This is a genomic window from Mycobacterium gordonae, from assembly GCF_017086405.1.
Classification (GTDB): Bacteria; Actinomycetota; Actinomycetes; order Mycobacteriales; family Mycobacteriaceae; genus Mycobacterium; species Mycobacterium gordonae_D.
The window spans coordinates 4,994,287-5,018,569 of the sequence record NZ_CP070973.1 but is presented as its reverse complement, the minus strand read 5'-3'; the positions used below and the strand labels follow the sequence as shown (position 1 = coordinate 5,018,569).

The 24,283-nt window shown below is 65.8% G+C and carries 15 protein-coding genes, 1 tRNA gene and 2 pseudogenes; 13 read left to right on the top strand and 5 right to left on the bottom strand.

Annotation, left to right across the window (positions count from 1 at the left end):
* The first annotated feature begins 41 nt into the window (after positions 1-41).
* The 3 genes from JX552_RS21290 to JX552_RS21280 are packed head-to-tail and all read left to right on the top strand — an operon-like array spanning position 42 to position 4,769.
* A complete protein-coding gene (locus tag JX552_RS21290; RefSeq protein WP_205873876.1) occupies positions 42-797 on the top strand; it encodes a hypothetical protein in 756 nt (251 codons plus the stop codon).
* On the top strand, positions 794-2,926 hold the full coding sequence (locus tag JX552_RS21285; RefSeq protein WP_205873875.1) for an Rv1355c family protein: 2,133 nt from the start codon (positions 794-796) through the stop codon (positions 2,924-2,926). Before JX552_RS21290 ends, JX552_RS21285 begins: the two co-directional genes overlap by 4 nt.
* Before the next feature lie 19 nt (positions 2,927-2,945).
* The gene (locus JX552_RS21280) at positions 2,946-4,769 is read left to right on the top strand and encodes a putative bifunctional diguanylate cyclase/phosphodiesterase (RefSeq protein WP_205873874.1); all 1,824 of its coding nucleotides are present in this window, start codon (positions 2,946-2,948) and stop codon (positions 4,767-4,769) included.
* On the opposite strand, the pseudogene JX552_RS21275 reads toward JX552_RS21280, so the two are convergent.
* Both JX552_RS21275 and JX552_RS21270 read right to left on the bottom strand, forming a co-directional pair.
* Positions 4,697-5,378, bottom strand: a pseudogene (locus JX552_RS21275) (isomerase). The gene JX552_RS21280 and the pseudogene JX552_RS21275 sit on opposite strands and share 73 nt — an antisense overlap.
* A gap of 38 nt (positions 5,379-5,416) precedes the next feature.
* Positions 5,417-5,770: pseudogene (locus JX552_RS21270) on the bottom strand (cytochrome P450); the annotation flags it as partial.
* Positions 5,771-5,999: 229 nt separating this feature from the next.
* On the opposite strand from JX552_RS21270, the gene JX552_RS21265 reads away from it, so the two are divergent.
* The gene (locus tag JX552_RS21265) at positions 6,000-6,584 is read left to right on the top strand and encodes a hypothetical protein (RefSeq protein WP_205873873.1); all 585 of its coding nucleotides are present in this window, start codon (positions 6,000-6,002) and stop codon (positions 6,582-6,584) included.
* Positions 6,585-6,819: 235 nt separating this feature from the next.
* Here the strand turns inward: JX552_RS21265 and JX552_RS21260 are convergent, their stop codons facing one another.
* Positions 6,820-7,200, bottom strand: a complete 381-nt coding sequence (locus tag JX552_RS21260) for a hypothetical protein (RefSeq protein ID WP_205873872.1) — start codon at positions 7,198-7,200, stop codon at positions 6,820-6,822.
* Positions 7,201-7,252: 52 nt separating this feature from the next.
* A tRNA-Arg gene (locus tag JX552_RS21255) sits at positions 7,253-7,326 on the bottom strand.
* Between the two features lie 187 nt (positions 7,327-7,513).
* On the opposite strand from JX552_RS21255, the gene lipQ reads away from it, so the two are divergent.
* The 9 genes from lipQ to JX552_RS21210 all read left to right on the top strand — a co-directional run bounded on the left by lipQ (position 7,514) and on the right by JX552_RS21210 (position 23,012).
* Positions 7,514-8,773, top strand: coding sequence for an esterase LipQ (lipQ, locus tag JX552_RS21250; protein WP_205873871.1), 1,260 nt, complete (start codon positions 7,514-7,516; stop codon positions 8,771-8,773).
* Between the two features lie 200 nt (positions 8,774-8,973).
* Positions 8,974-10,437 carry a WS/DGAT/MGAT family O-acyltransferase gene (locus JX552_RS21245; RefSeq protein WP_205873870.1) on the top strand — a complete coding sequence of 488 codons (1,464 nt, stop codon included), beginning with the start codon at positions 8,974-8,976 and terminating at the stop codon, positions 10,435-10,437.
* The gene (locus tag JX552_RS21240) at positions 10,434-12,236 is read left to right on the top strand and encodes an HAD-IB family hydrolase/lysophospholipid acyltransferase family protein (RefSeq protein ID WP_205873869.1); all 1,803 of its coding nucleotides are present in this window, start codon (positions 10,434-10,436) and stop codon (positions 12,234-12,236) included. The genes JX552_RS21245 and JX552_RS21240 overlap by 4 nt, the downstream gene beginning before the upstream one ends.
* Positions 12,237-12,248: 12 nt before the next feature.
* Positions 12,249-14,606, top strand: coding sequence for a glycerol-3-phosphate 1-O-acyltransferase (locus JX552_RS21235; RefSeq protein ID WP_205873868.1), 2,358 nt, complete (start codon positions 12,249-12,251; stop codon positions 14,604-14,606).
* 146 nt (positions 14,607-14,752) lie between these two features.
* The gene (locus tag JX552_RS21230; protein WP_205873867.1) at positions 14,753-15,241 is read left to right on the top strand and encodes a single-stranded DNA-binding protein; all 489 of its coding nucleotides are present in this window, start codon (positions 14,753-14,755) and stop codon (positions 15,239-15,241) included.
* A 64-nt stretch (positions 15,242-15,305) separates the two neighbouring features.
* Entirely contained in the window at positions 15,306-16,982 is a 1,677-nt protein-coding gene (gene ettA, locus JX552_RS21225) for an energy-dependent translational throttle protein EttA (protein WP_205873866.1), read from the top strand.
* 149 nt (positions 16,983-17,131) lie between these two features.
* Positions 17,132-21,952, top strand: coding sequence for an NAD-glutamate dehydrogenase (locus tag JX552_RS21220; RefSeq protein ID WP_205873865.1), 4,821 nt, complete (start codon positions 17,132-17,134; stop codon positions 21,950-21,952).
* Positions 21,949-22,362 (top strand): acyl-CoA thioesterase, encoded by a 414-nt coding sequence (locus JX552_RS21215; RefSeq protein WP_205873864.1) that lies wholly within the window; start codon positions 21,949-21,951, stop codon positions 22,360-22,362. Before JX552_RS21220 ends, JX552_RS21215 begins: the two co-directional genes overlap by 4 nt.
* Complete coding sequence (locus JX552_RS21210) at positions 22,350-23,012, top strand: DUF8010 domain-containing protein (protein ID WP_205873863.1); 663 nt, start codon at positions 22,350-22,352, stop codon at positions 23,010-23,012. Before JX552_RS21215 ends, JX552_RS21210 begins: the two co-directional genes overlap by 13 nt.
* Before the next feature lie 22 nt (positions 23,013-23,034).
* Here the strand turns inward: JX552_RS21210 and JX552_RS21205 are convergent, their stop codons facing one another.
* The gene (locus JX552_RS21205) at positions 23,035-24,072 is read right to left on the bottom strand and encodes an FAD/NAD(P)-binding protein (protein ID WP_205873862.1); all 1,038 of its coding nucleotides are present in this window, start codon (positions 24,070-24,072) and stop codon (positions 23,035-23,037) included.
* Positions 24,073-24,283 lie beyond the last annotated feature (211 nt).

The window sequence follows — 24,283 nt, the reverse complement described above, 5'->3', positions numbered from 1 at the left end:
GGTAATTCAAACTGCCCCACGGTTCGACAGATTGGAGAATAATGACCACCGCCGCATGCGATTCCTTTGCGCCGCCGAGGTTGCCTTTTCGGGAAAACCTGAGTTTTCGGCTTCCCGACGCAAATTGCAGACTCGTCGCATCGAATCCTGGACTCGATCCTACTTTATGGACTGAATACCTAGCTGGCGCAGTTCTCAGCTATGCCAAACACGGTGTGGAACGTACTTTGAATATTGACGCAATCCGGGATGGTGCCGACACCGAGTTATTTTTCGCGGCGGTAGATAATCGGGACCGCGTCGTCGGGGGCGCCCGGGTCGTGGGGCCGCTGTGGTCAGCCGATGACTCGCATGCTGTGATCGAATGGGAAGGTAGTCCGGGTGCGGTTGCGGTTCGCAAGATGATCAATGATCGGGTGCCGTTCGGCGTCGTCGAGGTGAAGTCGGCATGGGCTGACAGTGAGTCTCCTCACCGCGATGCCATAGCGACAGCCCTGGCCCGTACGGCGTTACCGATCATGGCCCTGTTAGGGGTTCAGTTCGTGATGGCGACGGCCGCGGCGCACGTGTTGGACCGGTGGCGTGCTTCGGGGGGAGTTGTGGCAACGACGATCCCAGCGGTGGCTTACCCGGACGAGCGTTACCGGACCAAGATGATGTGGTGGGACCGCAGCACCATCGCTAACCATGCTGATCCCAAACAACTCTCGAGAATGTTTACGGAGACGAGCGAACTGATGAGGTACGCGGAGGCGTCGAGTGGCGTCGCCATTGCGAGTGCAGGCACCGGCCGGTGAACGAGGCGCCCGACTGCGAGACCTGCCAAGCCCTCGTGCTGTCTGAAGATGACTCCGGGGATCGTCTTGCGCTCGATCGGCTCCGGTCAGATCCGGACATCCGGTGGATCGACCGGTTTGCAGATCAGCTCGACACCGCACGGCGCTCGTTGCCGCGGGCCGACCCGGATCTGCTCGGTGAAACCAAACGGTGGGCGTACTACCCCTGGCGGCGTACGGCGGTTGCCGTACTCGGTCCTCGGGCTTTCCGCGCCGCGCGGCTGGACCGGAACAGGCATCTCATCACCGCCGAGGAGCAGGACGTGTTGAACGACCTGCGGGTCGGTGTCGTCGGCGTCAGCGCCGGCCACGCGGTTGCCTACACGCTCGCCGCCGAAGGAGCCTGTGGCACAATACGACTGGCCGATTTCGATGAGCTCGAGCTGTCGAATCTGAACCGGGTGCCCGCCACTGTGCTCGACATCGGCCTCAACAAAGCGACCGTCGCCGCCCGCCGGATCGCGGAGTTGGATCCATACCTGGTCGTCGAGGTGGTGACCGCCGGCCTCTCGCATCAGTCGATTGGAGAGTTCCTCGACGGCCTCGATGTCGTTGTAGAAGAGTGTGACTCGCTGGACATGAAAGTGTTGTTGCGGCAATCGGCGCGCGCCCAGTGCGTGCCGGTGCTGATGGCGACCAGTGACCGTGGCCTGGTGGACGTCGAGCGCTACGACATCGACCCGGGGCGGCCGATACTGCACGGCCTGCTCGGCGATATCGACGCGGGCACGCTGAGTGGGCTGACGACCCGAGACAAGGTGCCCTATGTTCTCAATATCCTTGACGGCAAACAGCTTTCCACACGTGGCGCGGCTTCGTTGGTAGAGGTCGGCCAGACGATATCGGGTTGGCCTCAGCTGGCCGGGGACATCTGGATCGGCGCCGCGACGGTGACGAACGCCGTGCGTCGGATCGGTCTGGGGGAGCCACTCGATTCCGGGAGGGTGCGCGTCGATGTCAACGCCGCGCTGGATCGCTTGGCGGAGCCCGCCGCGGTGGATGACGGGGCCGCAGCGACACCGGAGTTGGCGCCGACCGATGCGCCGGACGTGCAACGACGGGTCAGCGAGGTCGTGGCCGAGGCAGCGATCTGCGCGCCGTCCGGCGGCAATGCGCAGCCTTGGCATGTTGTCGCCGAGGCGGACTCGCTCACCGTGCGACTGGCGCCGGAACACACCTCGATGATGGACATCGCGTTCCGGGGCAGCGCGGTGGCGCTCGGTGCGGCGATGTTCAATGCGCGGATCGCGGCCGCGGTTCACCAGGTGCTGGGACCCGTCGAATTCGATACGACGCAGCCGAACTCACCATTGCAGGCGACTCTGCGCTTCGGCCGGGCCGATGAACCGAGCCTGGCCGCCCTCTATGAAGCCATGCTGCTGCGGGCCACCAACCGCTACTGCGGCACCCCGACTCCGATCGACCCTGGGACGGTGGAGTTGCTCGAAGGTGCCGCCGCGACCGAAGGCGCGCGGTTGCGGTTGCTGTCGGAGCGCGGCGAGATCGACCGGGCGGCAGAGATTTTGGCCGCGGCGGATCGCATCCGCTATCTGACCCCGAGGCTTCATGCAGAGATGATCTCCGAGCTGCGTTGGCCCGGGGATCCCTCGGCGGACACCGGCATCGACGTCCGCAGCCTGGAACTCGATCCCGGCGGAATGGGTGTCCTTGAGGTGTTGCGCCGGTCGGATGTCATTGCGCGGCTGGCCGAATGGGATGCCGGTGCCGCACTCGGGACGAACATGGCCGAGCGGGTGTCGACGAGTTCGGCGATTGCCATCGTTTACGTCGAGGGCACCCGCCTCGTCGATTTCGCCCGGGGCGGGTCGGCGATGCAGGCGGTATGGATCGCCGCCCAACAATGCGGGCTGGCCGTCCAGCCAGTGTCGCCGATCTTTCTCTACGGCTGCACAAGAGAAGATCTGCAGAAGGCGTCACCACTGTTCGCCGCCGAGCTGCTCCGCCTGCAGCGTGAGCTGCGTGCCCTGGCCGAACCCGCAGAGAATGAGCATGAGGTGCTTGTTTTCAGGCTTTTTCACGCGCCGCCACCGTCGGTGCGCAGCCGCCGGCGCCGGCTTGGAACTCACTGAGAGTCACAGACTTCGTAAAATGCAGGATTACGCCATACCGCATCGGCTCGACCAGATCGTCACCGCCGTCGCCAACCAACTCATCGCTGCCGACGCCGGCACGTCGGTCGAGGTCAGCCGGCGGGTGCTGGCCTATCTGGTGGACCAGTTGGGCGTCGATGTCAGCTTCCTGCGTCACAACGATCACGACATCGACGCGACGAGGCTGGTGGCCGAATGGCCGCCGCGCCATGACATACCGGACCCCGATCCGCTTGCGCTGATCTATTTCGCCGATGCTGACCCGGTGTTCGCGTCGGCCAAGTACGCCAAGGAGCCGCTGGTCCTTCGGCCGGATCCGGCCTCCGACGACTACCAACAACGCATCCGGGAAGGCCGCCAGATCATGGAAACGTCCCTGGCCGCCGTGCCGCTGATCTCGGCGGAGGTCACGACCGGCGTGCTGGGGTTCGTCAAGTACGGCGATCGGGAGTGGCACCAGGCCGAACTGAACGCACTGATGGCGATCGGCAGCCTGTTCGCCCAAGTGCAGGCTCGGGTGGCCGCCGAAACGCAGCTCCGCCACCTCGCCGACCACGACGATCTGACCGGCCTCCACAATCGTCGGGCGCTGCTACGCCATCTTGACCAGCGACTGGCTGCCGGCCAACGCGGCCCCGTCGCCGCGTTGTTCCTCGACCTCGACCGCCTGAAGACCATCAACGATTACCTGGGCCACGCCGCCGGAGACCAGTTCATCCAGGTGTTCGCCCAGCGACTTCGTTCGGCGTGCGTCAGTGACAGCCTGATCGCACGACTGGGCGGCGACGAATTCGTCATAGTGCCACCGCCCCCGATGAGCCCCGATGCCGCGGTGCGCTTCGCCGAGCGACTCAGCGACCAGTTCAAGGAACACGTGTCCATCGGTGGCGAAGTGCTCACCCGTACCGTCAGCATCGGCACCGCGTGCGCCACGCCCGGAATAGACACGCCGTCGAACCTCATCCGCCGGGCGGATCAAGCCGTCCTGGCGGCCAAGCACGCCGGCGGCGACGGCGTCGCGGCCTTCACAGCGGACATGTCCCAACGAAGCGAACTGCGCAACGATATCGAGTTGCACCTGCGCAGCGGTATCGAATCCGACGCATTGCGGCTGGTCTATCTGCCCGAGGTGGACCTGCGGACCCGCTCGATCATCGGGGTGGAAGCCCTGGTCCGCTGGCAGCACCCGACCCGTGGCTTGCTGCCACCCGATCTGTTCATTCCGGTCGCCGAATCCGTCAATCTCGCAGGCGAATTGGATAGATGGGTGTTGCGTTCGGCCTGTCAGGAATTCGCGGGCTGGCGGTCCGCCGGACTGGGCCGTGATCTGGTGCTGCGAATCAATGTCTCGCCCGGTCAGCTGGTGACCGGGGGATTTGTGGACTTCGTCGCGGACACCATCAGCCAGCATGGTCTGGGCGCCTCCTCGGTGTGTCTGGAAATCACCGAGAACGTCATCGTCCAAGACCTACAAGCGGCCCGCGCCACCCTGGCCGGACTCAAAGCCATCGGAGTCGGGATCGCGATCGACGACTTCGGCACCGGATACAGCGCTATGTCGCTGCTGCAAACGCTTCCTATCGACACGCTCAAGATCGACAGGGGGTTCGTGCGGCGGCTCGGCGCCGAGGCCAGCGATCTGGTCATCGTGCGCGGGATCATGGTTCTCGCCCGTGGCTTCAACCTCAACGTGGTGGCCGAGGGTGTCGAAACCGCGGAAGCCGCACAGGTGCTCATCGATCATCAGTGCTACCGCGGACAAGGGTTTCTGTACTCGCCGCCGGTGACCGGTGCGGCCATGCGGCACATGCTGGCCAGGTAGCGGCGATCATCTCGACCAGCGCGTCGTCGCCGGAACCGTCTTGAGACCAACTTTGCGAATTCAACACTCGATCTGCGGACAGATTCGACCTCCAGGGACAAGAGCAGCGTGTCGACCATCGCGAAAGGCAGCGTGGAAACGACTGCGCCACGGCCGTACTCTCTCGAGGCAGGTGTGCTCGCCGGGAAGAGAGGACACGCCCGGGGGCTGACCATCCATCCCGGCTCCGGGCACATCGATAGGAGTCGATCTGGCCGGCTATCTGAAGCGGAGGCAACGGAAGCAGGGCGTCGGATTCGACGTCGTAGGAATCGATCTGGCCGGCGAGTAGGAATTTGTGTATCTCGACGCGCTGGTAGCGACCGGAGAACCCCTGTGTCCCCGTGGGCGAACCGAAGATCACGACATACTCACGAGGACTGAAGTAGAGAAAGTGGACCTTGCCGAGGATGCCGCCCGCCTTACTGCCCACCCAGTTACCCGGAGCGCCATCGATCAGTCCGGGATACGCTTCGGCCAGCATGCCGACAGCTCGATGGACGAGTTCGCCGCCTTGCACTGGTGTGCCGACAACCTCTTGGCGACTTGGGCCAACACGTCGGGATCGATTTAGTAGGGCATGGGGCTCTCCTCGGTCTCTCGTGGCGCTACTCGGCGTCGAAATCGATGGACAGGCTGGTCGTTCCGCTCATCACCAGCAAGGGTTTCCATGGCGGTGACCCCGTCCGTCGCGGGTTCGGCAGGCGCTGGGACAGGATCTTGAGTTGATCGCGCAACAGCGCCCACTGGTCGGGGCGATCGCCCAGAACCTGCATCGATGTACTTAACTGACTAAGCGTGGTGTCGGTCCCGGCGATCAGGATGCTGAACGCCGGCATGCGCAGTTCAGCGGCATCAAGTCGGTCGCCCGCATCCTCTATGCGGATCAGCTCGGAGAGAAGATCATCGGTCAGGTGTCGACGTCTGTCGGCGGCCATCTCGTCGATGTAGTCGTCGAACTCACCCAAGGACCCGCGGTGATGCCGTGTGCGGACAGGTGAATCCCCGGCGGGATCCCGGAATTGCGGATCGATCTGTTGCGGCGTGTCGGTGAGGTCGTAGGTCAACGTCGGCAGCCCCGCGGCGAAGACACTCGGTTTGGTGCCGGCGGCGGTCAAGATGGCTCCCTTGTTGCGGTGTCAGTTGTAATCCGCAACGGAAGATGAACCGTCCCGGGTTTCATGCACCCTCATGCGCATCAAACGCGGGATGGTTCACGACGCCGAAAGTTGGCTCGACGCACAAGCGGCCGCAGTCGGCAACGGCGGCCTCAAAGTAGCGACCGCCGCGAAGTACAAGCGGCTGCTTGGAGTTCTATGTGTTGCCGGAGCCGGGCGGTACGCCGGTTGCGGCGATCAACGCGGCCCGGTGCCGGAAGTTCCGCGCCGCGCTCGTCAACCGCCCATCCGGCGTCCGCGGCGGACAGAGCCTGAGTCCCCCAGAACCAAAGAACGCAAAGGCGGCGGGTGGGGGACCGGGACGTTGAAGTCCAGCAAGTCCCGACGCACGGTGCCGCTACCGGGCTGGCTCGCGGAGAAGATGGACTGCCACCTCGCCGGAATGCACCCACGTGGCAGCGACGACACGGCGCCGCTGCGGCCGGGGCGTAGCGCAGATGTAATAGCCCACGTCGCTAAGCGCCGGCGGGCCGCCCACGGCTGGGACGAGCCGGTGGACATGCCAACGTTCTATCGGCGCGTGTTCCGGCCCGCTCATCGCGGCGGGGCTCACGGCGAGCGAACCAGCCACCCCCGCAACGGAAGCCGCGCCCGCTAGCGCGGCGACTAGGGGAGTGCGGCTCCAGGACTTGCGGCATACTATTGCGGCGCAACAGATTACACACGGAGAAAGCCCGTGGCAGTTTAGTCGGTGGCTCGGCCACGCGGACCTCGCGGTGACGATGGCGGTGTAGGCGGACTACATCCCAGAGGAGCGCGCCGCGAATACGTTGCCGGAGCCGCCGCGGCCCACCGCCCCCGCGACGAACGTGGTCAGTTTAGTCGGGTAGAAGTTAGCTACGGCTGCACTTTCCCGGTCTCGACCAGCCGACGAGCGTCACCGCGAGCAACACCGCCGTCTCGGCTTCTTCCTGGGTGACGTCATCCGGCAGGGGTGACGCTGGCAATCCGCCGTGTCGGTCGTACTGCCCCCACCAAAGCTGCTTCAGGTTGTTGAGCAGTACGTGGTGCGATGTCGTGCCGCCCGGCTCCTCACGAAGATGCGGAAGGCTGAATTGCCCACCCTGCTCGATGCGCTGGTTCACCTTGCCGAGGGTCGGGCTGGGATCCTTGGGAATGACCACCGGGGCGCTGGCATCCTCCACATGGTGCTTTTGAGGTTGGGACGCACGCAGGGCGTCGTCCGCCGCCGGGGTAACGCCGGGTTGGATCACCAACGCCCTGGGCGGCGCGCGGTCGTTAGCGCGCCGACCACCCCGAACCCAGCGCCCCCGGCACGACTCGAACGTGCGACCTAGGGATTAGAAGGCCCTTGCTCTATCCACCTGAGCTACGGAGGCAATGCGCAGGTCAGTCTATCCAAGGTCGAAAAATCAACGGCCGCAGGCGACACATCGCGCCCGAAAAGGGTTTGTCTGAGCGAAAAATCAGCTATGGTGTGAGCCTCGACACACGTACAACACCGGCCGGTAATCGGCCGTTAACCGCAACGAGGCGTGTGCCTGAAGTCGAGGGGTGTGCTTAGCAATGTGTATTGCAAGTGTGACCGCGCGGTGCTCGCAAGCGGGTGCCGAGGCGTTGCGCCAGGGTGCGCAGCTCGCGGCCGACGCCCGGGGTATCTCCCGGGCCGGCGCGGTACTGCTGCGTGGCTCGCCTTTCGCCGTGGGTTGGATCGCCGGATGGCTGGCCACCGAGTTCCCGCCGCACGTGCTGACTGGGCACGCGTTGTCCCGGGTGGCGCCGACGGCGATCAACCGCGTCGGCACCACGTGGGCCGCGCAGCGTGCGGACCGTGCGCTGTCCGCCGCGCTCGAAGCGTCGTTCGGGTCGGACTTCCGTGAGCAGGTGTTCCACCCGACCACCAACCCGGCGTTGGGCGTGCGCCGCGGCATACTGCCCAAGCCCAAGCCGGGTCCGCACCGCCGCTACGCGGCGAAGACGTCGGACATCTCCTACGGTCCGGGGGGCACCGAGCATCTGCTCGACATCTGGCGTCGTCCCGACCTGGCTCCTGGGCACCGGGCCCCGGTGCTGATCCAGGTTCCCGGCGGCGCATGGAGCGTCAACGGCAAGCGTCCGCAGGCGTACACCCTGATGAGCCGGATGGTCGAACTCGGCTGGATCTGTGTGTCGATCAACTACAGCAAGAGCCCGCGCGCCAAGTTCCCCGCTCACATCATCGACGTCAAGCGCGCGATCGCCTGGGTCCGGGAGAACATCGGCGACTACGGCGGCGACTCCGACTTCATTGCGATCACCGGCGGGTCAGCGGGCGGTCACCTGGCTTCCCTGGCGGCGCTCACCCCGAACGACCCGAGGTTCCAGCCGGGGTTCGAACGTGCCGACACCACGGTGCAGGCCGCGGCGCCGTATTACGGCGTCTACGACTTCACCGACCTGGACAACATGCACGAGATGATGATGCCGTTCCTGGAGCACTTCGTGATGAACGCCAGGTTCGCCGACGAGCCGGAACACTTCTCCGCGGCATCGCCGATCTCCTACGTTCATCGCGACGCTCCACCGTTCTTCCTGCTGCACGGAGACCGGGACCAGCTGGCTCCCATCGGCCAGGCGCGGGCCTTCTGCGCGGCGTTGCAGGGGGCCGGTGCCGGCACGGTCGCCTATGCCGAACTGGCCAACGCGCACCACGCCTTCGACATCACCCCGACGGTGCGGTCCCGGCTGGCCGCCGAGGCTGTGTCCGACTTCCTGGGTGTCGTCTACGGACGGCGGGAAAGCGCGCTGATGGGTTCGTTGGCGCTGTCTGCTTCACCCGCCAGCTGACCCGACGCCGCGAGCCCGGGACGCCACCGAATGTGCGGTGCCTCAGCGGCGCCGTGCTGTGCGCACCCTCACTTTCACCACCGCCGCGACCGGACTAGCGTTGGGTGGGCATTCTGGTGGCGGGGCCTGTTAGCAGGAGGTTTGAACAGCGGTGACAGGGTTGACGTGTCGGGTTGCTCGGCTGGCGGGGGATCGTGAGCATGGCTGAAGCCGTGGGGTTGTCAGACGAGCTCGGACCGGTTGACTATCTGCTGCACCGCGGTGAAGCCAATCCGCGGACGCGCTCGGGGATCATGGCGCTGGAGCTGCTCGACACCACGCCGGATTGGAACCGTTTCCGGTCCCGCTTCGAGAGTGCTTCCCGCAAGATGCTGCGGTTACGGCAGAAGGTCGTGGTGCCGACGCTGCCGACGGCGGCGCCCCGCTGGGTCGTTGACCCCGACTTCAATCTCGACTTCCATGTGCGACGGGTCCGGGTGTCCGAACCCGGCACGCTGCGCGAGGTGTTCGATCTCGCCGAAGTGATGTTGCAGTCTCCGCTGGACATTTCCCGGCCGCTGTGGACGGCCACCCTGGTCGAAGGGCTGGCCGACGGGAAGGCGGCGACGCTGCTGCACCTCAGCCATGCGATCACCGATGGGGTCGGCAGTGTCGAGATGTTCGCCGAAATCTATGACTTGGAGCGCGATCCGGAGCCCAGACCGCTTCCCCCGCAACCCATTCCGCAGGATCTGAGCCCCAACGACCTGATGCGCCAAGGCATCAACCACCTACCCATGGCGATCGTCGGCGGCGCACTCGGCGCGTTGACCGGAGCCGTGTCAGTGGCCGGAAAAGCGGTGCTCGATCCGTTGTCCACGGTGTCCGGGATCCTGGGCTATGCCACCTCGGGCGCGCGGGTGTTGAACCGGGCCGCCGAACCGTCGCCGCTGCTACGCCGGCGCAGCCTCGCCAGTCGTACCGAAGCGATCGACATCCGGCTGTCCGACCTACACAAGGCGGCAAAGGCCGGTGGAGGATCCATCAACGACGCATATCTCGCCGGTCTGTGCGGAGCGCTGCGGCGCTATCACGTCGCCCTCGGTGTGCCGATCAGCACGCTGCCGATGGCGGTTCCGGTGAACCTGCGCGCCGAAGGCGATGCGGCCGGCGGTAACCAGTTCACCGGAGTCAACCTCGCGGCCCCGGTCGGCACCGTCGATCCGGTGGCCCGGATCAAGAAGATCCGGGCGCAAATGACTCAACGCCGCGAAGAGCCCGCGATGAACATCATCGGGTCCATGGCGCCGGTGCTCAGCGTGCTGCCGACCGCGGTGCTGGAGGGGATCAGCAGTTCGGTGATCGGCAACGACGTCCAGGCCAGCAACGTCCCGGTCTATCCGGGCGACACCTACATCGCCGGCGCAAAGATTACGCGGCAGTACGGCATCGGCCCGTTGCCCGGCGTGGCGATGATGGTCGTGCTGATCTCCCGGGGTGGATGGTGCACTATCACCGTGCGCTACGACCGGGCCGCCGTGCAAAACGACGCGCTGTGGGCGCAGTGCCTGCTGGAGGCCTTCGACGAGATCCTCGCACTGGCCGGTGATCCGCCACCGCACGCGCTGGCGGCATCGTTCGAGGGCGAGCAGATCGCCTCCGCACGGGCAGGGTCGGGCTCATGAGCGCCGGCGACCAGAAGGACGCGGCAGCGCCGGCCAGGGATCTGCGACTGCCCGGTTCGGTTGCCGAGATCATGGCCAGCCCACCGGGTCCGAAGGTCGGTGCCTTTTTCGACCTCGACGGCACCTTGGTGGCCGGCTTCACCGCCGTCATCCTCACCCAGGAGCGGCTGCGTCGCCGTGACATGGGTGTGGGGGAGTTGCTGAGCATGATCCAGGGTGCGCTCAACCACACGTTGGGTCGCATCGAGTTCGAGGAGCTGATTGGCAAGGCGTCCATGGCGCTGGCCGGGCGGTTGTTGGACGACCTGGACGAGATCGGGGAGCGGCTGTTTAATCAGCGGATCGAATCCCGGATCTATCCCGAGATGCGGGAATTGGTGCGCGCGCATGTGGCGCGCGGCCATACCGTGGTGCTCAGCTCGTCCGCACTGACCATCCAGGTCAACCCGGTGGCGCGATTCCTGGGCATCTCGAACACGCTCACCAACAAATTCGAGACGAACGAGGACGGGCTGCTCACTGGCGGCGTGGTCAAGCCGATCCTGTGGGGTCCGGGCAAAGCCGCTGCGGTGCAACGTTTTGCGGCCGAGCATGACATCGATTTGAAGGACAGTTACTTCTACGCCGACGGTGACGAGGACGTCGCGTTGATGTATCTGGTCGGCAATCCGCGCCCGACCAACCCCGAGGGCAAGATGGCCGCGGTGGCCAAGCGCCGCGGCTGGCCAATCCTGAAGTTCGACAGCCGGGGCGGCGTCGGGTTGCGTCGCCAGATCCGTACCCTGGCCGGCTTCGGCTCGATGGTTCCGGTAGCGGCCGGCGCGGTGGGACTGGGCCTGTTGACTCGCAACCGGCGCCGGGGCGTGAATTTTTTCACCTCGAACTTCTCGTCGTTGCTGCTGGCCACCTGCGGGGTACACCTGAAAGTCGTCGGCGAGGAGAACCTGACCGCCCAGCGGCCGGCGGTCTTCATCTTCAATCACCGCAACCAGGTCGACCCGATCATCTCCGGTGCCCTGGTGAAGGACAACTGGGTGGGCGTGGGTAAGAAGGAACTACAACGCGACCCGATCATGGGCACCATGGGCAAGTTGCTCGACGGGGTGTTCATCGACCGCGACGACCCGGACTCCGCGGTGGAGATGCTGCACACCGTCGAAGACCGCGCCCGCAACGGCCTGTCCATCGTCATCGCCCCCGAGGGCACCCGGCTGGACACCACCGAGGTCGGCCCGTTCAAGAAGGGGCCGTTCCGGATCGCGATGGCGGCGGGAATTCCCATCGTCCCCATCGTGATCCGCAATGCCGAGATCGTCGCGTCGCGCAACTCCACCACGCTGAACCCCGGCACCGTGGATGTCGCGGTGTTCCCGCCGATTTCGGTCCAGGACTGGACGTTGGACACGTTGTCCGAACGCATCGCCGAGGTCCGTCAGCTCTACCTCGACACCCTGGCGGACTGGCCGTATGACGGGCTGCCCGAGGTGGACCTGTACCAGCAGAAGCCCGCGGCTCCGGCAGCGAAGAAGGCGCCGACGAAGAAGGCTCCGGCAGCGAAGAAGGCACCGGCGAAGAAGGCCGCCGCCCAGAAAGCTCCCGCCAAAAAGGCCGCCGGCAAAAAGGCGGCCGGCAAGAAGGCAGCTGCGAAGAAGGCGCCGGCGAAAAGCGCCGTCGTCACGAGGGCGCCAGAGCCGACACCGAACAAGACTCCGCACGAATCCAGCGTGGACCCGACGTCGGTAACCGAGAGGCGACAGGAAAACCCGGACCAGTCCGACTCGTCGACCTCGACGACCTGATTGAGGCCCCCAGTGACCAAACCGGCCGCCGACACCAGCGCAGTCCTGACTGCCGAAGATTCGCTGGTACTCGCGTCCATGGACACTCCCGTGGAAATGGAACTGGTCATGGACTGGCTCGGCCAGCAGCGTGGCCGCCTGCCCGGGACCAAGTTCGACGTTCTCAAGCTGCCGCCTCGCAGTGCGCCGCGGGGCGCGCTGACCGCGCTGGTCGAGAAACTCGAATCCTGTGACGACCGGTCCATCGTGCCGGTGCGCGTCTTCTGGCTGCCCGCCGCAGACCGGGGCAAGGTGGCCAAGGTGGCCGCCTTGCTTCCGGGCCGGGACCCCTACCATCCCAACCAACGTCAGCAGCGGCGCATACTTCGCACCGAGCCGTGGCGGGCGCGGGTGGTTGCCGGTGAGTCGGCCAGCGTGTCCGAACTCCGCCGACAATGGCGTGACACGACCGTCGGCGAGAACACCCAGGAATTCGCGGAATTCGTGACTCGCCGCGCGTTGCTGGCTCTGGCACGCGCGGAGTACCGGATCCTGGGGCCGCAGTACAAATCGCCGCGCCTGGTCAAACCGGAGATGTTGGCCTCGGCGCGATTCCGGGCCGGGCTGGAGAAGATCCCCGGCGCCACGGTCGAGGAAGCCGGCCGCATGCTCGACGAACTGGCGACCGGATGGAGCCAGGCATCGGTGGACGTGATCTCGGTGCTGGGCAAGATGCTCAGCCGCGGATTCGACCCGGACTTCGACTACGACGAGTACCAGGTCGCGGCCATGCGCGCCGAGTTGGAATCTCATCCGGCGGTGTTGCTGTTCTCGCACCGGTCCTACATCGACGGCGCCGTGGTACCGGTTGCCATGCAGGACAACCGGTTACCGCCGGTGCACATGTTCGGCGGGATCAACTTGTCGTTCGGTGTGATGGGCCCCCTGATGCGCCGCTCCGGGACGATATTCATCCGCCGCAACATCGGCGACAACCCGTTGTACAAGTACGTGCTCAAGGAGTACGTGGGCTATATCGTCGAGAAGCGGTTCAATCTGAGCTGGTCGATCGAAGGCACCCGCTCGCGGACCGGGAAGATGTTGCCGCCCAAGCTCGGTCTGATGAGCTACGTGGCCGACGCCTACCTGGACGGCCGCAGCGAAGACATTCTGCTGCAAGGTGTTTCGATCTGTTTCGACCAGTTGCACGAGATCGCCGAATACGCGGCCTACGCCCAGGGCGCCGAGAAGACGCCGGAGGGCTTCAGCTGGCTTTACAACTTCATCAAGGCACAGGGCGAACGCAACTACGGCAAGATCTACGTCCGCTTTCCCGAAGCGGTGTCGATGCGACAGTATCTCGGACCGCCCAACGGTCCGCTGGCCGCCGATCCCGCCGCCAAACGCCTTGCGCTGCAGAAGATGTCGTTCGAGGTTGCCTGGCGGATCCTGCAGTGCACGCCGGTGACCGCTACGGGCCTGGTGTCCGCGCTGCTGCTCACCACCCGCGGGATGGCCTTGACGCTCGATCAGTTGCATCACACACTGCAGGACTCGCTGGACTACCTCGACCGCAAGCACACGCCGGTGTCGACGAGTGCACTGCGGCTGCGGTCGCGCGAAGGGGTGCGTGCCGCGGTCGACGCACTCTCCAACGGGCACCCGGTCACTCGTGTCGACAGCGGCCGGCAACCGGTGTGGTACATCGCCCCTGCCGACGAACACGCCGCGGCCTTCTACCGGAACTCGGTGATCCACGCATTCCTGGAGACCTCGATCGTGGAGCTGGCGCTCGCCCACGCCCGCGACGCCTCCGGTGACCGGGTCGAGGCGTTCTGGGCTCAGGCACTGCGATTACGCGATCTGCTGAAGTTCGATTTCTACTTCGCCGACTCGGCGGCCTTTCGGGCCAATATCGCCGAAGAGCTGGCCTGGCACCAGGATTGGGAAGCCCAGCTGGCCGCCGGGGGAGAGGCCGTCGAGAAGATGCTGTACGCCAAGCGGCCCTTGATGTCAGATGCCATGCTGCGGGTGTTCTTTGAGGCCTACGAGATCGTGGCCGACGTGCTGCGCGACGCCCCGCCGGACATCAGCCAGAAGGAGCTGACCGATCTCGCGTTGGGGCTCGGCCGGCAGTACGTGGCGCAGGGCCGGGTTCGCAGCAGCGAATCGGTGTCGACGCTGTTGTTCGCCACCGCCCGGCAGGTGGTCGCCGACCAGGATCTGATCGCGCCGGCCCCCGACCTGGCCGAACGCCGGGTCGCCTTTCGGCGTGAACTGCGAGACGTCCTCCGGGATTTCGCCTACGTCGAGCAGATCGCCCGCAACCAGTTCGTCGCTCGCGAGTTCACGATGAGGCAGCGGCGCTCGGACGAGCATCGGGACGACTAGCCCCCAAGGCAACGCCGCGGCGATTGTGCACAGTCGGTGCTTTTTCCACAAGCACACCGATCACCTCCGGCGCCGCCCCGCGTTTCGTCGGTGCCGGCGGGCTCAATGGGTCCAACACCAGCAGGACCCGAGAGAAAGTTGCGCCAATGTTCGAAACATGGATGACCGTCGTCGGCCACATCGTCAATGACCCTCAGCGCCGGCGCGTGGGGAACGAAGAACTGATCAAGTTCCGGGTGGCCAGCAACTCACGCCGACGCACCGGCGACGGCGGCTGGGAGCCGGGCAATTCGCTGTTCATCACCGTCAACTGCTGGGGCCGGCTGGTCACCGGGGTGGGTGCCGCGCTGAGTAAGGGTGCTCCTGTGATCGCGGTAGGCCACGTCTACACCAGCGAGTACGAGGACCGCGACGGCAACCGCCGCTCGTCGACGGAGATGCGGGCGACCGCGGTCGGGCCGGACCTGGCACGCGCCATCGTGCGTATCGAGAAGCCGAGCTACACCGGTCCTCAGCCGGTCGACAAATTGGCCGCCCAAGAAGCCGGCGTCGCTGCCGACTCGAGCGAAGCCGCGGCCCCCTGCAGCACCGCCGACGGCACCGAGGGGGCCGCAGCGCTGCCACTGTCGGCCTAGTGGTTCCGGGTGGTGCATAGGATGGTCCGCGGATATCCAAAGACCAGAAAGGCAACACCGCGGCATGGCTGAGTTCATCTACACGATGAAGAAGGTCCGCAAGGCGCACGGCGACAAGGTGATTCTCGACGATGTGACGTTGAGCTTCTATCCGGGCGCCAAGATCGGCGTCGTCGGCCCCAACGGGGCGGGCAAGTCGAGCGTCTTGCGGATCATGGCCGGGCTGGACAAGCCGAACAACGGCGACGCCTTCCTGGCAACCGGTGCGACGGTTGGCATCCTGCAACAGGAGCCACCACTGAACGAGGAGAAGACGGTCCGCGGCAACGTGGAGGAGGGCCTGGGCGAGATCAAGGTGAAGCTGGACCGCTTCAACGAGGTCGCCGAGCTGATGGCCACCGACTACTCCGACGAGCTGATGGAGGAGATGGGCCGGCTGCAGGAGGACCTGGACCACGCCGACGCGTGGGACCTGGACTCTCAGCTGGAGCAGGCCATGGATGCGCTGCGCTGCCCGCCGCCGGACGAACCGGTCACCAACCTCTCTGGGGGCGAGCGTCGCCGCGTGGCGCTGTGCAAGTTGCTGCTGTCCAAGCCCGACCTGCTGCTGCTTGACGAGCCGACCAACCACTTGGACGCCGAAAGCGTGCAGTGGCTCGAGCAGCACTTGGCCAGCTACGCCGGGGCGATCCTGGCGGTCACCCATGACCGCTACTTCCTGGACAACGTGGCCGAATGGATTCTGGAACTCGACCGCGGCCGCGCCTATCCCTATGAAGGCAACTACTCCACCTACCTGGAGAAGAAGGCCGAGCGGATCGCGGTGCAGGGCCGCAAGGACGCCAAGTTGCAGAAGCGGTTGCAGGAGGAGCTGGCCTGGGTCCGCTCGGGCGCCAAGGCACGTCAGGCCAAGAGCAAGGCGCGGTTGCAGCGCTACGAGGAGATGGCAGCTGAGGCCGAGAAGTCGCGCAAACTCGACTTCGAGGAGATTCAGATCCCGGTCGGGCCGCGGCTGGGCTCGGTGGTGGTCGAGGTCGAGCACCTCGACAAGGGCTTCGAAGGCCGGACCCTGATCAAGGATCTGTCCTTCACCCTGCCGCGCAACGGCATCGTCGGGGTCATCGGCCCCAACGGTGTCGGCAAGACCACGCTGTTCAAGACCATCGTCGGCCTCGAACAACCCGACAGCGGCACCGTCAAGGTCGGCGACACCGTCAAGCTGAGCTATGTCGACCAGACCCGCGCGGGCATCGACCCGAAGAAGACGGTGTGGCAGGTGGTCTCCGACGGGCTGGACTACATCCAGGTCGGCCAGACCGAAGTGCCGTCGCGGGCCTACGTATCCGCCTTCGGGTTCAAGGGCCCCGACCAGCAGAAACCTGCGGGAGTGCTGTCCGGTGGTGAGCGCAACCGGCTGAACCTGGCACTCACCCTCAAGCAGGGTGGCAACCTGATCCTGCTCGACGAACCGACCAACGACCTGGACGTGGAAACGCTGAGTTCGCTGGAGAACGCGCTGGTCAACTTTCCCGGCTGCGCGGTGGTGATCTCCCACGACCGGTGGTTCCTGGACCGGACCTGCACCCACATCCTGGCGTGGGAAGGCGACACCGACAACGAGGCCAAATGGTTCTGGTTCGAGGGCAACTTCGGCGCATACGAGGAAAACAAAGTCGAGCGACTCGGCGCCGAAGCCGCGCGTCCGCACAGGGTGACCCACCGCAAGCTGACACGGGACTAATGTCAGTCTCGCCACCCGACGATGCGGACCGGCACGGCCGCACCCGAGTGGGGGAGTCGAGCTTTACCCGCGACGATGCGGCCGGTAGAAACCGCTGAGGAGTGGGCCATAAACCAAGCGGTATCCGTCGCGAGTGGGGAGCAATCGGAATGACGATCGATCCCGGGGCCAAAGAAGACGTCGCGGCGTGGACCACGTTCACGCACGACGCCGAAATCCCTGACTGGGTGTCGAAGGCCTACCGAGACAGTTATCGGGGCCCGCGCGACGACGGACCTCACCAATCGAGTGAGCCGGCCTCGGTCGTCGCCCCCAGCGTGGTGGATGCGCATTGCCGACTGGCTCAGCACCGGCCGGCCGGCGAAAGCGCGGTCGCCGTCTACCTGGCCGACGATGCGGCCGGCTTCGGCCCGGCGCTGCAGGTGGTCACCGACCAGGGCAGCATGCTGATGGATTCGGTCACCGTGCTGCTGCACCGCCTCGGGCTGGGCTACACGGCGATCATGACGCCGGTGTTCGAGGTGCGCCGCGACCCGTCAGGGGAGCTGCAGCGCGTCGAACCCAAAGCTGACGACGCGTCGCCCTACGTCGGCGAAGCGTGGATCCACGTCCAGTTGTCGGCATCGGTCGACCGCAAGGCCCTCGCGGAGGTCGAGCGGTTGCTGCCCAAGGTGCTCGCCGACGTACAGCGCGTCGCCACCGACGCGGCCGCGTTGATCGACACGCTCAGCGAGGTGGCTGCGGCCGTCGACGACGATCCCGAAGGCCGCTACGAAGCACCCGACCGCCAGGAAGTGGCGGCGCTACTGCGCTGGCTCAACAGGGGGAATTTCCTGCTGCTGGGGTACCAGCGGACCCAGGTGCAGGACGGTTTGGTCGCCGGTGACGGCTCCAGCGGTCTCGGGGTGCTGCGGGCCCGCTCAGGCACCCGGCCCCGGCTCACCGACGAGTCGAAGCTGCTGGTGCTGGCGCAGGCCGCTGTGGGCAGTTACCTGCGTTACGGCGCCTACCCATATGCCATCGCGGTCCGGGAGTACGCCGCAGGCGGCGACGTCTACGAGCATCGCTTTGTCGGGCTGTTCACCGTCGCCGCCATGAACGCCGACGTGCTGGAGATCCCGACGATCTCACACCGGGTCCGCGACGCGCTCACCCTGGCGGGGAGCGACCCGAGCCACCCGGGCCAGTTGCTGCTCGACGTCATTCAGACCGTGCCGCGCCCGGAGTTGTTCACCCTGAGCGCCGAACAGCTGCTGGCCATGGCGAAGGCCGTCGTCGACATGGGTTCCCAGCGCCGCGCACTGTTGTTCCTGCGTGCCGACCGTCTCCAGTTCTTCGTCTCCTGTCTGGTGTACCTGCCGCGCGACCGGTACACCACCCCGGTGCGCCTGCAGATCGAGGACATCCTGGTCCGTGAGTTCGGCGGCACCCGGCTCGAATTCACCGCCCGGGTCAGCGAATCCCCTTGGGCCCTGATGCATTTCATGGTCCGGCTGCCCGAAGACTCGCAGCCGGGCTCCGTCGATGTCTCCGACGCCAATCGCAACCGCATTCAGGCGCTGCTGAGCGAGGCCGCCCGCACCTGGGCCGACCGGTTGACCGCCGCGGCCCCGACCGCCGATGTCAGCTTTGCCGACGCCGAGCACTATGCGACCGCCTTCTCCGAGGCATACAAGCAGGCCGTCACTCCCGCCGAGGCCATCAACGACATCGCCGTCATCAAGGAACTCAGCGACGACTCGGTCAAGCTGGTGTTCTCCGAAGGCGACGAGCACGGGCTCGCGCAACTGACCTGGTTCCTCGGCGGTCGCACCGCATCCCTGAGCCAGCTGCTGCCCATGCTGCAGAGCATGGGGGTGGTGGTGCTCGAAGAGCGGCCGTTCACCGTCATCCGCCCCGACGGACTGCCGGTGTGGATCTACCAGTTCAAGATCCAGCCGCACCCGACCATTCCGCAGGCGGCGACCGAGGAGGAACGCGAGGCGGGCGCGCAACGTTTCGCCGACGCCGTCACTGCGATCTGGCACGGCCGCGTCGAGATCGACCGGTTCAACGAGCTGGTGATGCGCGCCGGGTTGACCTGGCAGCAGGTGGTGCTGCTGCGTGCCTACGCGAAGTACCTGCGGCAGGCCAACTTCCCCTACAGCCAGTCCTATATCGAGTCGGTGCTCAACGAGCATCCCTCGACGGCACGCTCACTGGTCGCCCTGTTCGAAGCGCTGTTCCACCCGAAATCGGCGGGCAGCGGCCGCGACGCCCAAACCGCGGCCGCGGCCGTCGCCGCCGACATCGACGCGCTGGTGAGCCTGGACACCGACCGCATTCTGCGCGCCTTCGCCTCGCTGGTGCAGGCCACCCTGCGCACCAATTACTTTGTGACACAAGAAGGTTCGGCCCGCAGTCGCGACGTGCTGTCGGTCAAGCTCAATGCGCAGCTGATCGACGAGCTGCCGCTGCCGCGGCCCAAGTTCGAGATCTTCATCTACTCGCCCCGCGTCGAAGGCGTGCACCTGCGGTTCGGACCGGTCGCCCGCGGCGGGCTGCGCTGGTCGGACCGCCGCGACGATTTCCGCACCGAGATTTTGGGCCTGGTCAAGGCGCAGGCGGTGAAGAACGCCGTGATCGTCCCGGTCGGAGCCAAGGGCGGCTTCGTCGTCAAGCGGCCGCCGCTACCCATCGGCGACCCTGCCGCGGACCGCGACGCCGCCCGCGCCGAAGGCGTCGCCTGCTACCAGCTGTTCATCTCGGGACTGCTCGACGTCACCGACAACGTCGACCACGCCACCAAAGCCGTGAACCCGCCACCGCAGGTGGTGCGCCGCGACGGCGACGACGCCTATCTCGTCGTTGCCGCGGACAAGGGCACCGCCACGTTCTCCGACATCGCCAACGAAGTCGCCAAGTCTTATGGCTTCTGGCTCGGTGACGCGTTCGCCTCCGGCGGATCGGTGGGCTACGACCACAAGGCCATGGGCATCACCGCCAAGGGAGCGTGGGAGGCGGTCAAGCGGCACTTCCGGGAGATTGGCGTCGATACCCAGACCGAGGACTTCACCGTCGTCGGCGTCGGCGACATGAGTGGCGACGTTTTCGGCAACGGCATGCTGCTGAGCAAGCACATCAGGCTGGTCGCCGCCTTCGACCATCGGCACATCTTCCTGGATCCCAACCCCGACTCGGCGACCTCCTGGGTGGAGCGGCAACGGATGTTCGACCTGCCCCGCTCTAGCTGGGACGACTACGACAAGTCACTGATCAGCGAGGGCGGCGGGGTCTACAGCCGTGACCAGAAGACGATCCCGATCAGCGCCCAGGTGCGCGACGCACTGGGTATCGACGGTGACGTCACCGAGATGGCCCCGCCGAACCTGATGCGGGCGATCCTGCAGGCGCCGGTCGATCTGCTGTTCAACGGTGGGATCGGCACCTACATCAAGGCCGAATCCGAGTCCGACGCCGATGTCGGCGACCGCGCCAACGACCCGGTGCGGGTGAACGGGCACCAGGTGCGTGCCAAGGTGATCGGTGAAGGCGGCAACCTCGGCGTGACCGCACGCGGTCGGGTGGAGTTCGACCTGTCGGGTGGCCGGATCAACACCGACGCGATGGACAACTCAGCCGGCGTGGACTGTTCGGACCACGAAGTCAACATCAAGATTCTGATCGACTCGTTGGTCACCGCCGGCAAGGTCAACGCAGACGAACGCACGCCGCTGCTCGAGTCCATGACCGACGAGGTCGGCACGCTGGTGCTCAAGGACAACGAAGACCAGAACGATCTGATGGGCACCAGCCGGGCCAACGCGGCCAGCCTGCTTCCGGTGCACGCCGACCAGATCAAGTACCTGGTGGCCGAGCGCGGCGTCAACCGCGAACTCGAGGCCCTGCCTTCGGAGAAGGAGATCGTCCGGCGCACCGAGGCGGGCCTGGGACTCACCTCACCGGAGTTGGCGACGCTGATGGCGCACGTCAAGCTGGCGCTCAAGGAGGACTTGCTCAACACCGAGCTGCCCGACCAGGACGTGTTCGCATCCAGGCTGCCGGCCTACTTCCCGAAGCCGCTGCGAGAGCGGTTCACGCCGGAGATCCGGACACACCAGCTGCGCCGCGAGATCGTCACCACCATGCTGATCAACGACATGGTCGACACGGCCGGCATCAGCTATGCCTTCCGGTTGGCCGAAGACGTCGGTGTGCCCCAGATCCACGCGGTGCGCACGTTCGCCGCGACCGACGCGATCTTCGGAATCGACCACATCTGGCACCGCATCCGGGCCGCCAATCTGCCGGTCGCCCTCTCCGACCGGCTGACGCTGGACACCCGGCGGCTCATCGACCGCGCCGGGCGCTGGCTGCTGAACTACCGGCCGCAGCCGCTGGCCGTCGGCGCGGAGATCAACCGGTTCGCCGCAAAGGTCAAGGCGCTCACGCCGCGGATGTCGGAGTGGCTGCGCGGTGACGACAAGGCCATCGTCGAGAAGGAGGCCGCGGAGTTCACCGCCCAGGGCGCGCCGCCGGACCTGGCCTACCGGGTCGCGGCCGGCCTGTACCGCTACAGCCTGCTGGACATCATCGATATCGCCGACATCACCGAGATCGAGACGGCCGAGGTCGCCGACACCTATTTCGCGTTGATGGACCGGCTGGGCACCGACTCGCTGCTGACGGCGGTGTCGGAGCTGCCGCGCACCGATCGCTGGCACTCGTTGGCGCGGTTGGCGATCCGAGACGACATCTACTCGTCGGTGCGCTCGTTGTGTTTCGACGTTCTCGCGGCCGGCGAGCCCGACGAAAGTGGTGAACAGAAAATTGCCGAGTGGGAACACATCAGTGCCTCCCGGGTGGAGCGTGCCCGTCGCACCCTCAACGAGATACGGGAAAGCGGTGCAACAGATCTCGCCACACTGTCGGTGGCAGCACGGCAAATCCGCCGCATGACACGCACCAGCGGACGGGCGTCGTCGGGATGAGCATCGGCTACGTCGCAGCGGTGCCGGTGCGGTGGTCGGACATCGACATGTACCAGCACGTCAACCACGCCACCATGGTCACGATTCTCGAAGAGTCGCGCGTCCCGTTCCTCAAAGAACCGTTCGGCGCCGACATCACCACCATCGGGCTGCTGATCGCCGACGTCCGGGTCACCTACAAAGATCAGTTGCGCCTGGTGGATTCGCCGCTGCAAGTAACCATCTGGACGAAACGGTTGCGGGCGGTCGACTTCACGCTGGGCTACGAAGTGCGCTCGGTCAACGCCGACCCGGAGTCCAAACCGGCCGTCATCGCCGAGTCACAGCTGGCGGCCGTTCATATCGAGGAGCAGCGTCTGGTGCGCTTGTCGCCTCATCATCGGGAGTACCTGCAACGGTGGATTCGGTAATCGAACGTGGGCTGTGGCTGGCCGATCCGGCACACCGTGCGGACCTGGCGGCGTTCGTCGACCACGCACTGCGGCTCGACGAGGCCGCGGTCATCCGCATCCGGGCCCGGTCGGCGGGGCTGCTGACGGCCTGGGTGGCAACGGGTTTCGACGTGCTGGCCAGTCGGGTGGTAGTGGGCAAAGTCAAACCGCACGATATGTCGGTCGCCGCGGACGCGTTGGCTCGCGGGCTGACTGCCTGCGATTCCACGGGCTACGTCGATCCGGGCTTCACGATGGATTCGGCGTGGCGGGGCGCCCTGCCGCCCGAATCCGGCTTCACCCACCTTGATGACATTCCCGCGAAGCTGATGCTGGATCTGGCACAACAGGGAGCCGACCTGGCCAAAGAGCACGGCGGTGCGCACGGACCGCCGGTCTCGTTGCTGGACCAGGAGGTCGTCGAGGTCAGCTCCGGCGACGTCGTGGTGGGCATGCCCATGCGTTGCGTATTCGCTATGACCGCAATGGGTTTCCTCCCGCAATCGGCTGAGGCGATCAGCGATGACGAGATGGTCCGGGTCCGGATCTCCCCGACCTGGTTGCGCATCGACGCCCGGTTCGGTTCGGTGTACCGACGACGCGCCCACGCGGCGCTGTCAATGCTGTGAGCTGTTGAAATCTGGCGGAGTATTACGTGCCGTAGACCATCCACAGCGGCAGTACCCAGTTCAGATAGTCCATGAATTTCTTCAGACCCACGCGGTGCTGACCATAGCCGTAGGGGTCCTCGGCGTATTCCGGGAATGCGATGCCCAGGCCGAACAGTCCGGGGGCGATGATCCCATTCTGCGGGTTGTAGTGCAGCGACCCCCATTGCGGCGTGGCGGGCAGCGTCCTGGGCTCGAAGCCGACCGTATAGACAGCGTGGTCACACTCCTGCAGCCTGTCCTCGAATTCGGGACTGGACACCAAGTACCGCTCCAACCGGTCGGGATTGACGCCATCGATGTTCTCCCGCGCCCAGTCGGCCGCCCGGCCTTTGAGTCCGGTGTCATCGAATAGAATCCAATTATCAAGGTAAACAGCGTATTTAAGCGGGCTGCGGTAAAAATTGAGCACCCTGGCCACCGGTAGCCGCAACAGATGCGGCAAGGCGATCATGGTCGAGTGCGAGGAGCCGAACACCGCGACGGTGGCCCCCTCCAACGGCTGATCGGCAAGGCGTTCGGGGTCGAGTGCCACCTCGACCGGAATCTCCTGGAGATGCGGGTACGACAGGCTCTTCGGCACTGCGCCCACCGCGAGAATCACGTTCTGCGAGCCCACTTCGCCCAGCCCGGTCTCGATCCGCCACCGTCGTTGCGTCAGCGTCAGGGTGGTTGCGGTCGTCTGCAAGATCTGGACCCGTTCTCGCAGGTGCCCGGTGACCCACTGCAGCGGATCGGCCACCAGGCCCAGCGCGCACGTCTCGTCGGGATCGACCTCGTGCAGCGCCGATGGGGGAGCTTCAGAGAAGCGAAATGCTTTGGCGCCGTTCAGGTATTCCAGGAAGGTACTAGCGATGGTGTTGCTCGACACCGCGCGCCACTTCGTGCCGAGATCTCCCGCGGCGAAAGCCGGATCGATCCAGGCGATGCGGTCCTCGGGCACTCCGTGGTCGAGCAGTCGTCCCACCGCGGCGATGCCCGCCGGTCCCGCTCCGATCACTGTCCATGCGTACGGCGTCATGCACTACCTATAGCCGAGCGGGCGGCGTGGGCCAAACCGGCCTACGTGGCTCAGGCGTTCAATCGACGAAGTTGTAAAGGTTTTCGAGATGTCAGGGCTCGGGTCACGGTGACATGACCGTGGTGAGCCGCTGGTGCGGGGTCGCTCGAGTCCCGCAACGCACGTGTCGTCTTCGGGCGGAATCTATCAGAGCGGGACACCATTCCACTAC

Coding starts and splice junctions, on each gene's coding strand:
- JX552_RS21290 (WP_205873876.1), top strand. CDS start 42: ATGACCACCGCCGCATGCGATTCCTTTGCGCCGCCGAGGTTGCCTTTT.
- JX552_RS21280 (WP_205873874.1), top strand. CDS start 2,946: ATGCAGGATTACGCCATACCGCATCGGCTCGACCAGATCGTCACCGCC.
- JX552_RS21265 (WP_205873873.1), top strand. CDS start 6,000: ATGCGCATCAAACGCGGGATGGTTCACGACGCCGAAAGTTGGCTCGAC.
- lipQ (WP_205873871.1), top strand. CDS start 7,514: ATGTGTATTGCAAGTGTGACCGCGCGGTGCTCGCAAGCGGGTGCCGAG.
- JX552_RS21245 (WP_205873870.1), top strand. CDS start 8,974: ATGGCTGAAGCCGTGGGGTTGTCAGACGAGCTCGGACCGGTTGACTAT.
- JX552_RS21240 (WP_205873869.1), top strand. CDS start 10,434: ATGAGCGCCGGCGACCAGAAGGACGCGGCAGCGCCGGCCAGGGATCTG.
- JX552_RS21230 (WP_205873867.1), top strand. CDS start 14,753: ATGTTCGAAACATGGATGACCGTCGTCGGCCACATCGTCAATGACCCT.
- ettA (WP_205873866.1), top strand. CDS start 15,306: ATGGCTGAGTTCATCTACACGATGAAGAAGGTCCGCAAGGCGCACGGC.
- JX552_RS21220 (WP_205873865.1), top strand. CDS start 17,132: ATGACGATCGATCCCGGGGCCAAAGAAGACGTCGCGGCGTGGACCACG.
- JX552_RS21215 (WP_205873864.1), top strand. CDS start 21,949: ATGAGCATCGGCTACGTCGCAGCGGTGCCGGTGCGGTGGTCGGACATC.
- JX552_RS21205 (WP_205873862.1), bottom strand. CDS start 24,072: ATGACGCCGTACGCATGGACAGTGATCGGAGCGGGACCGGCGGGCATC.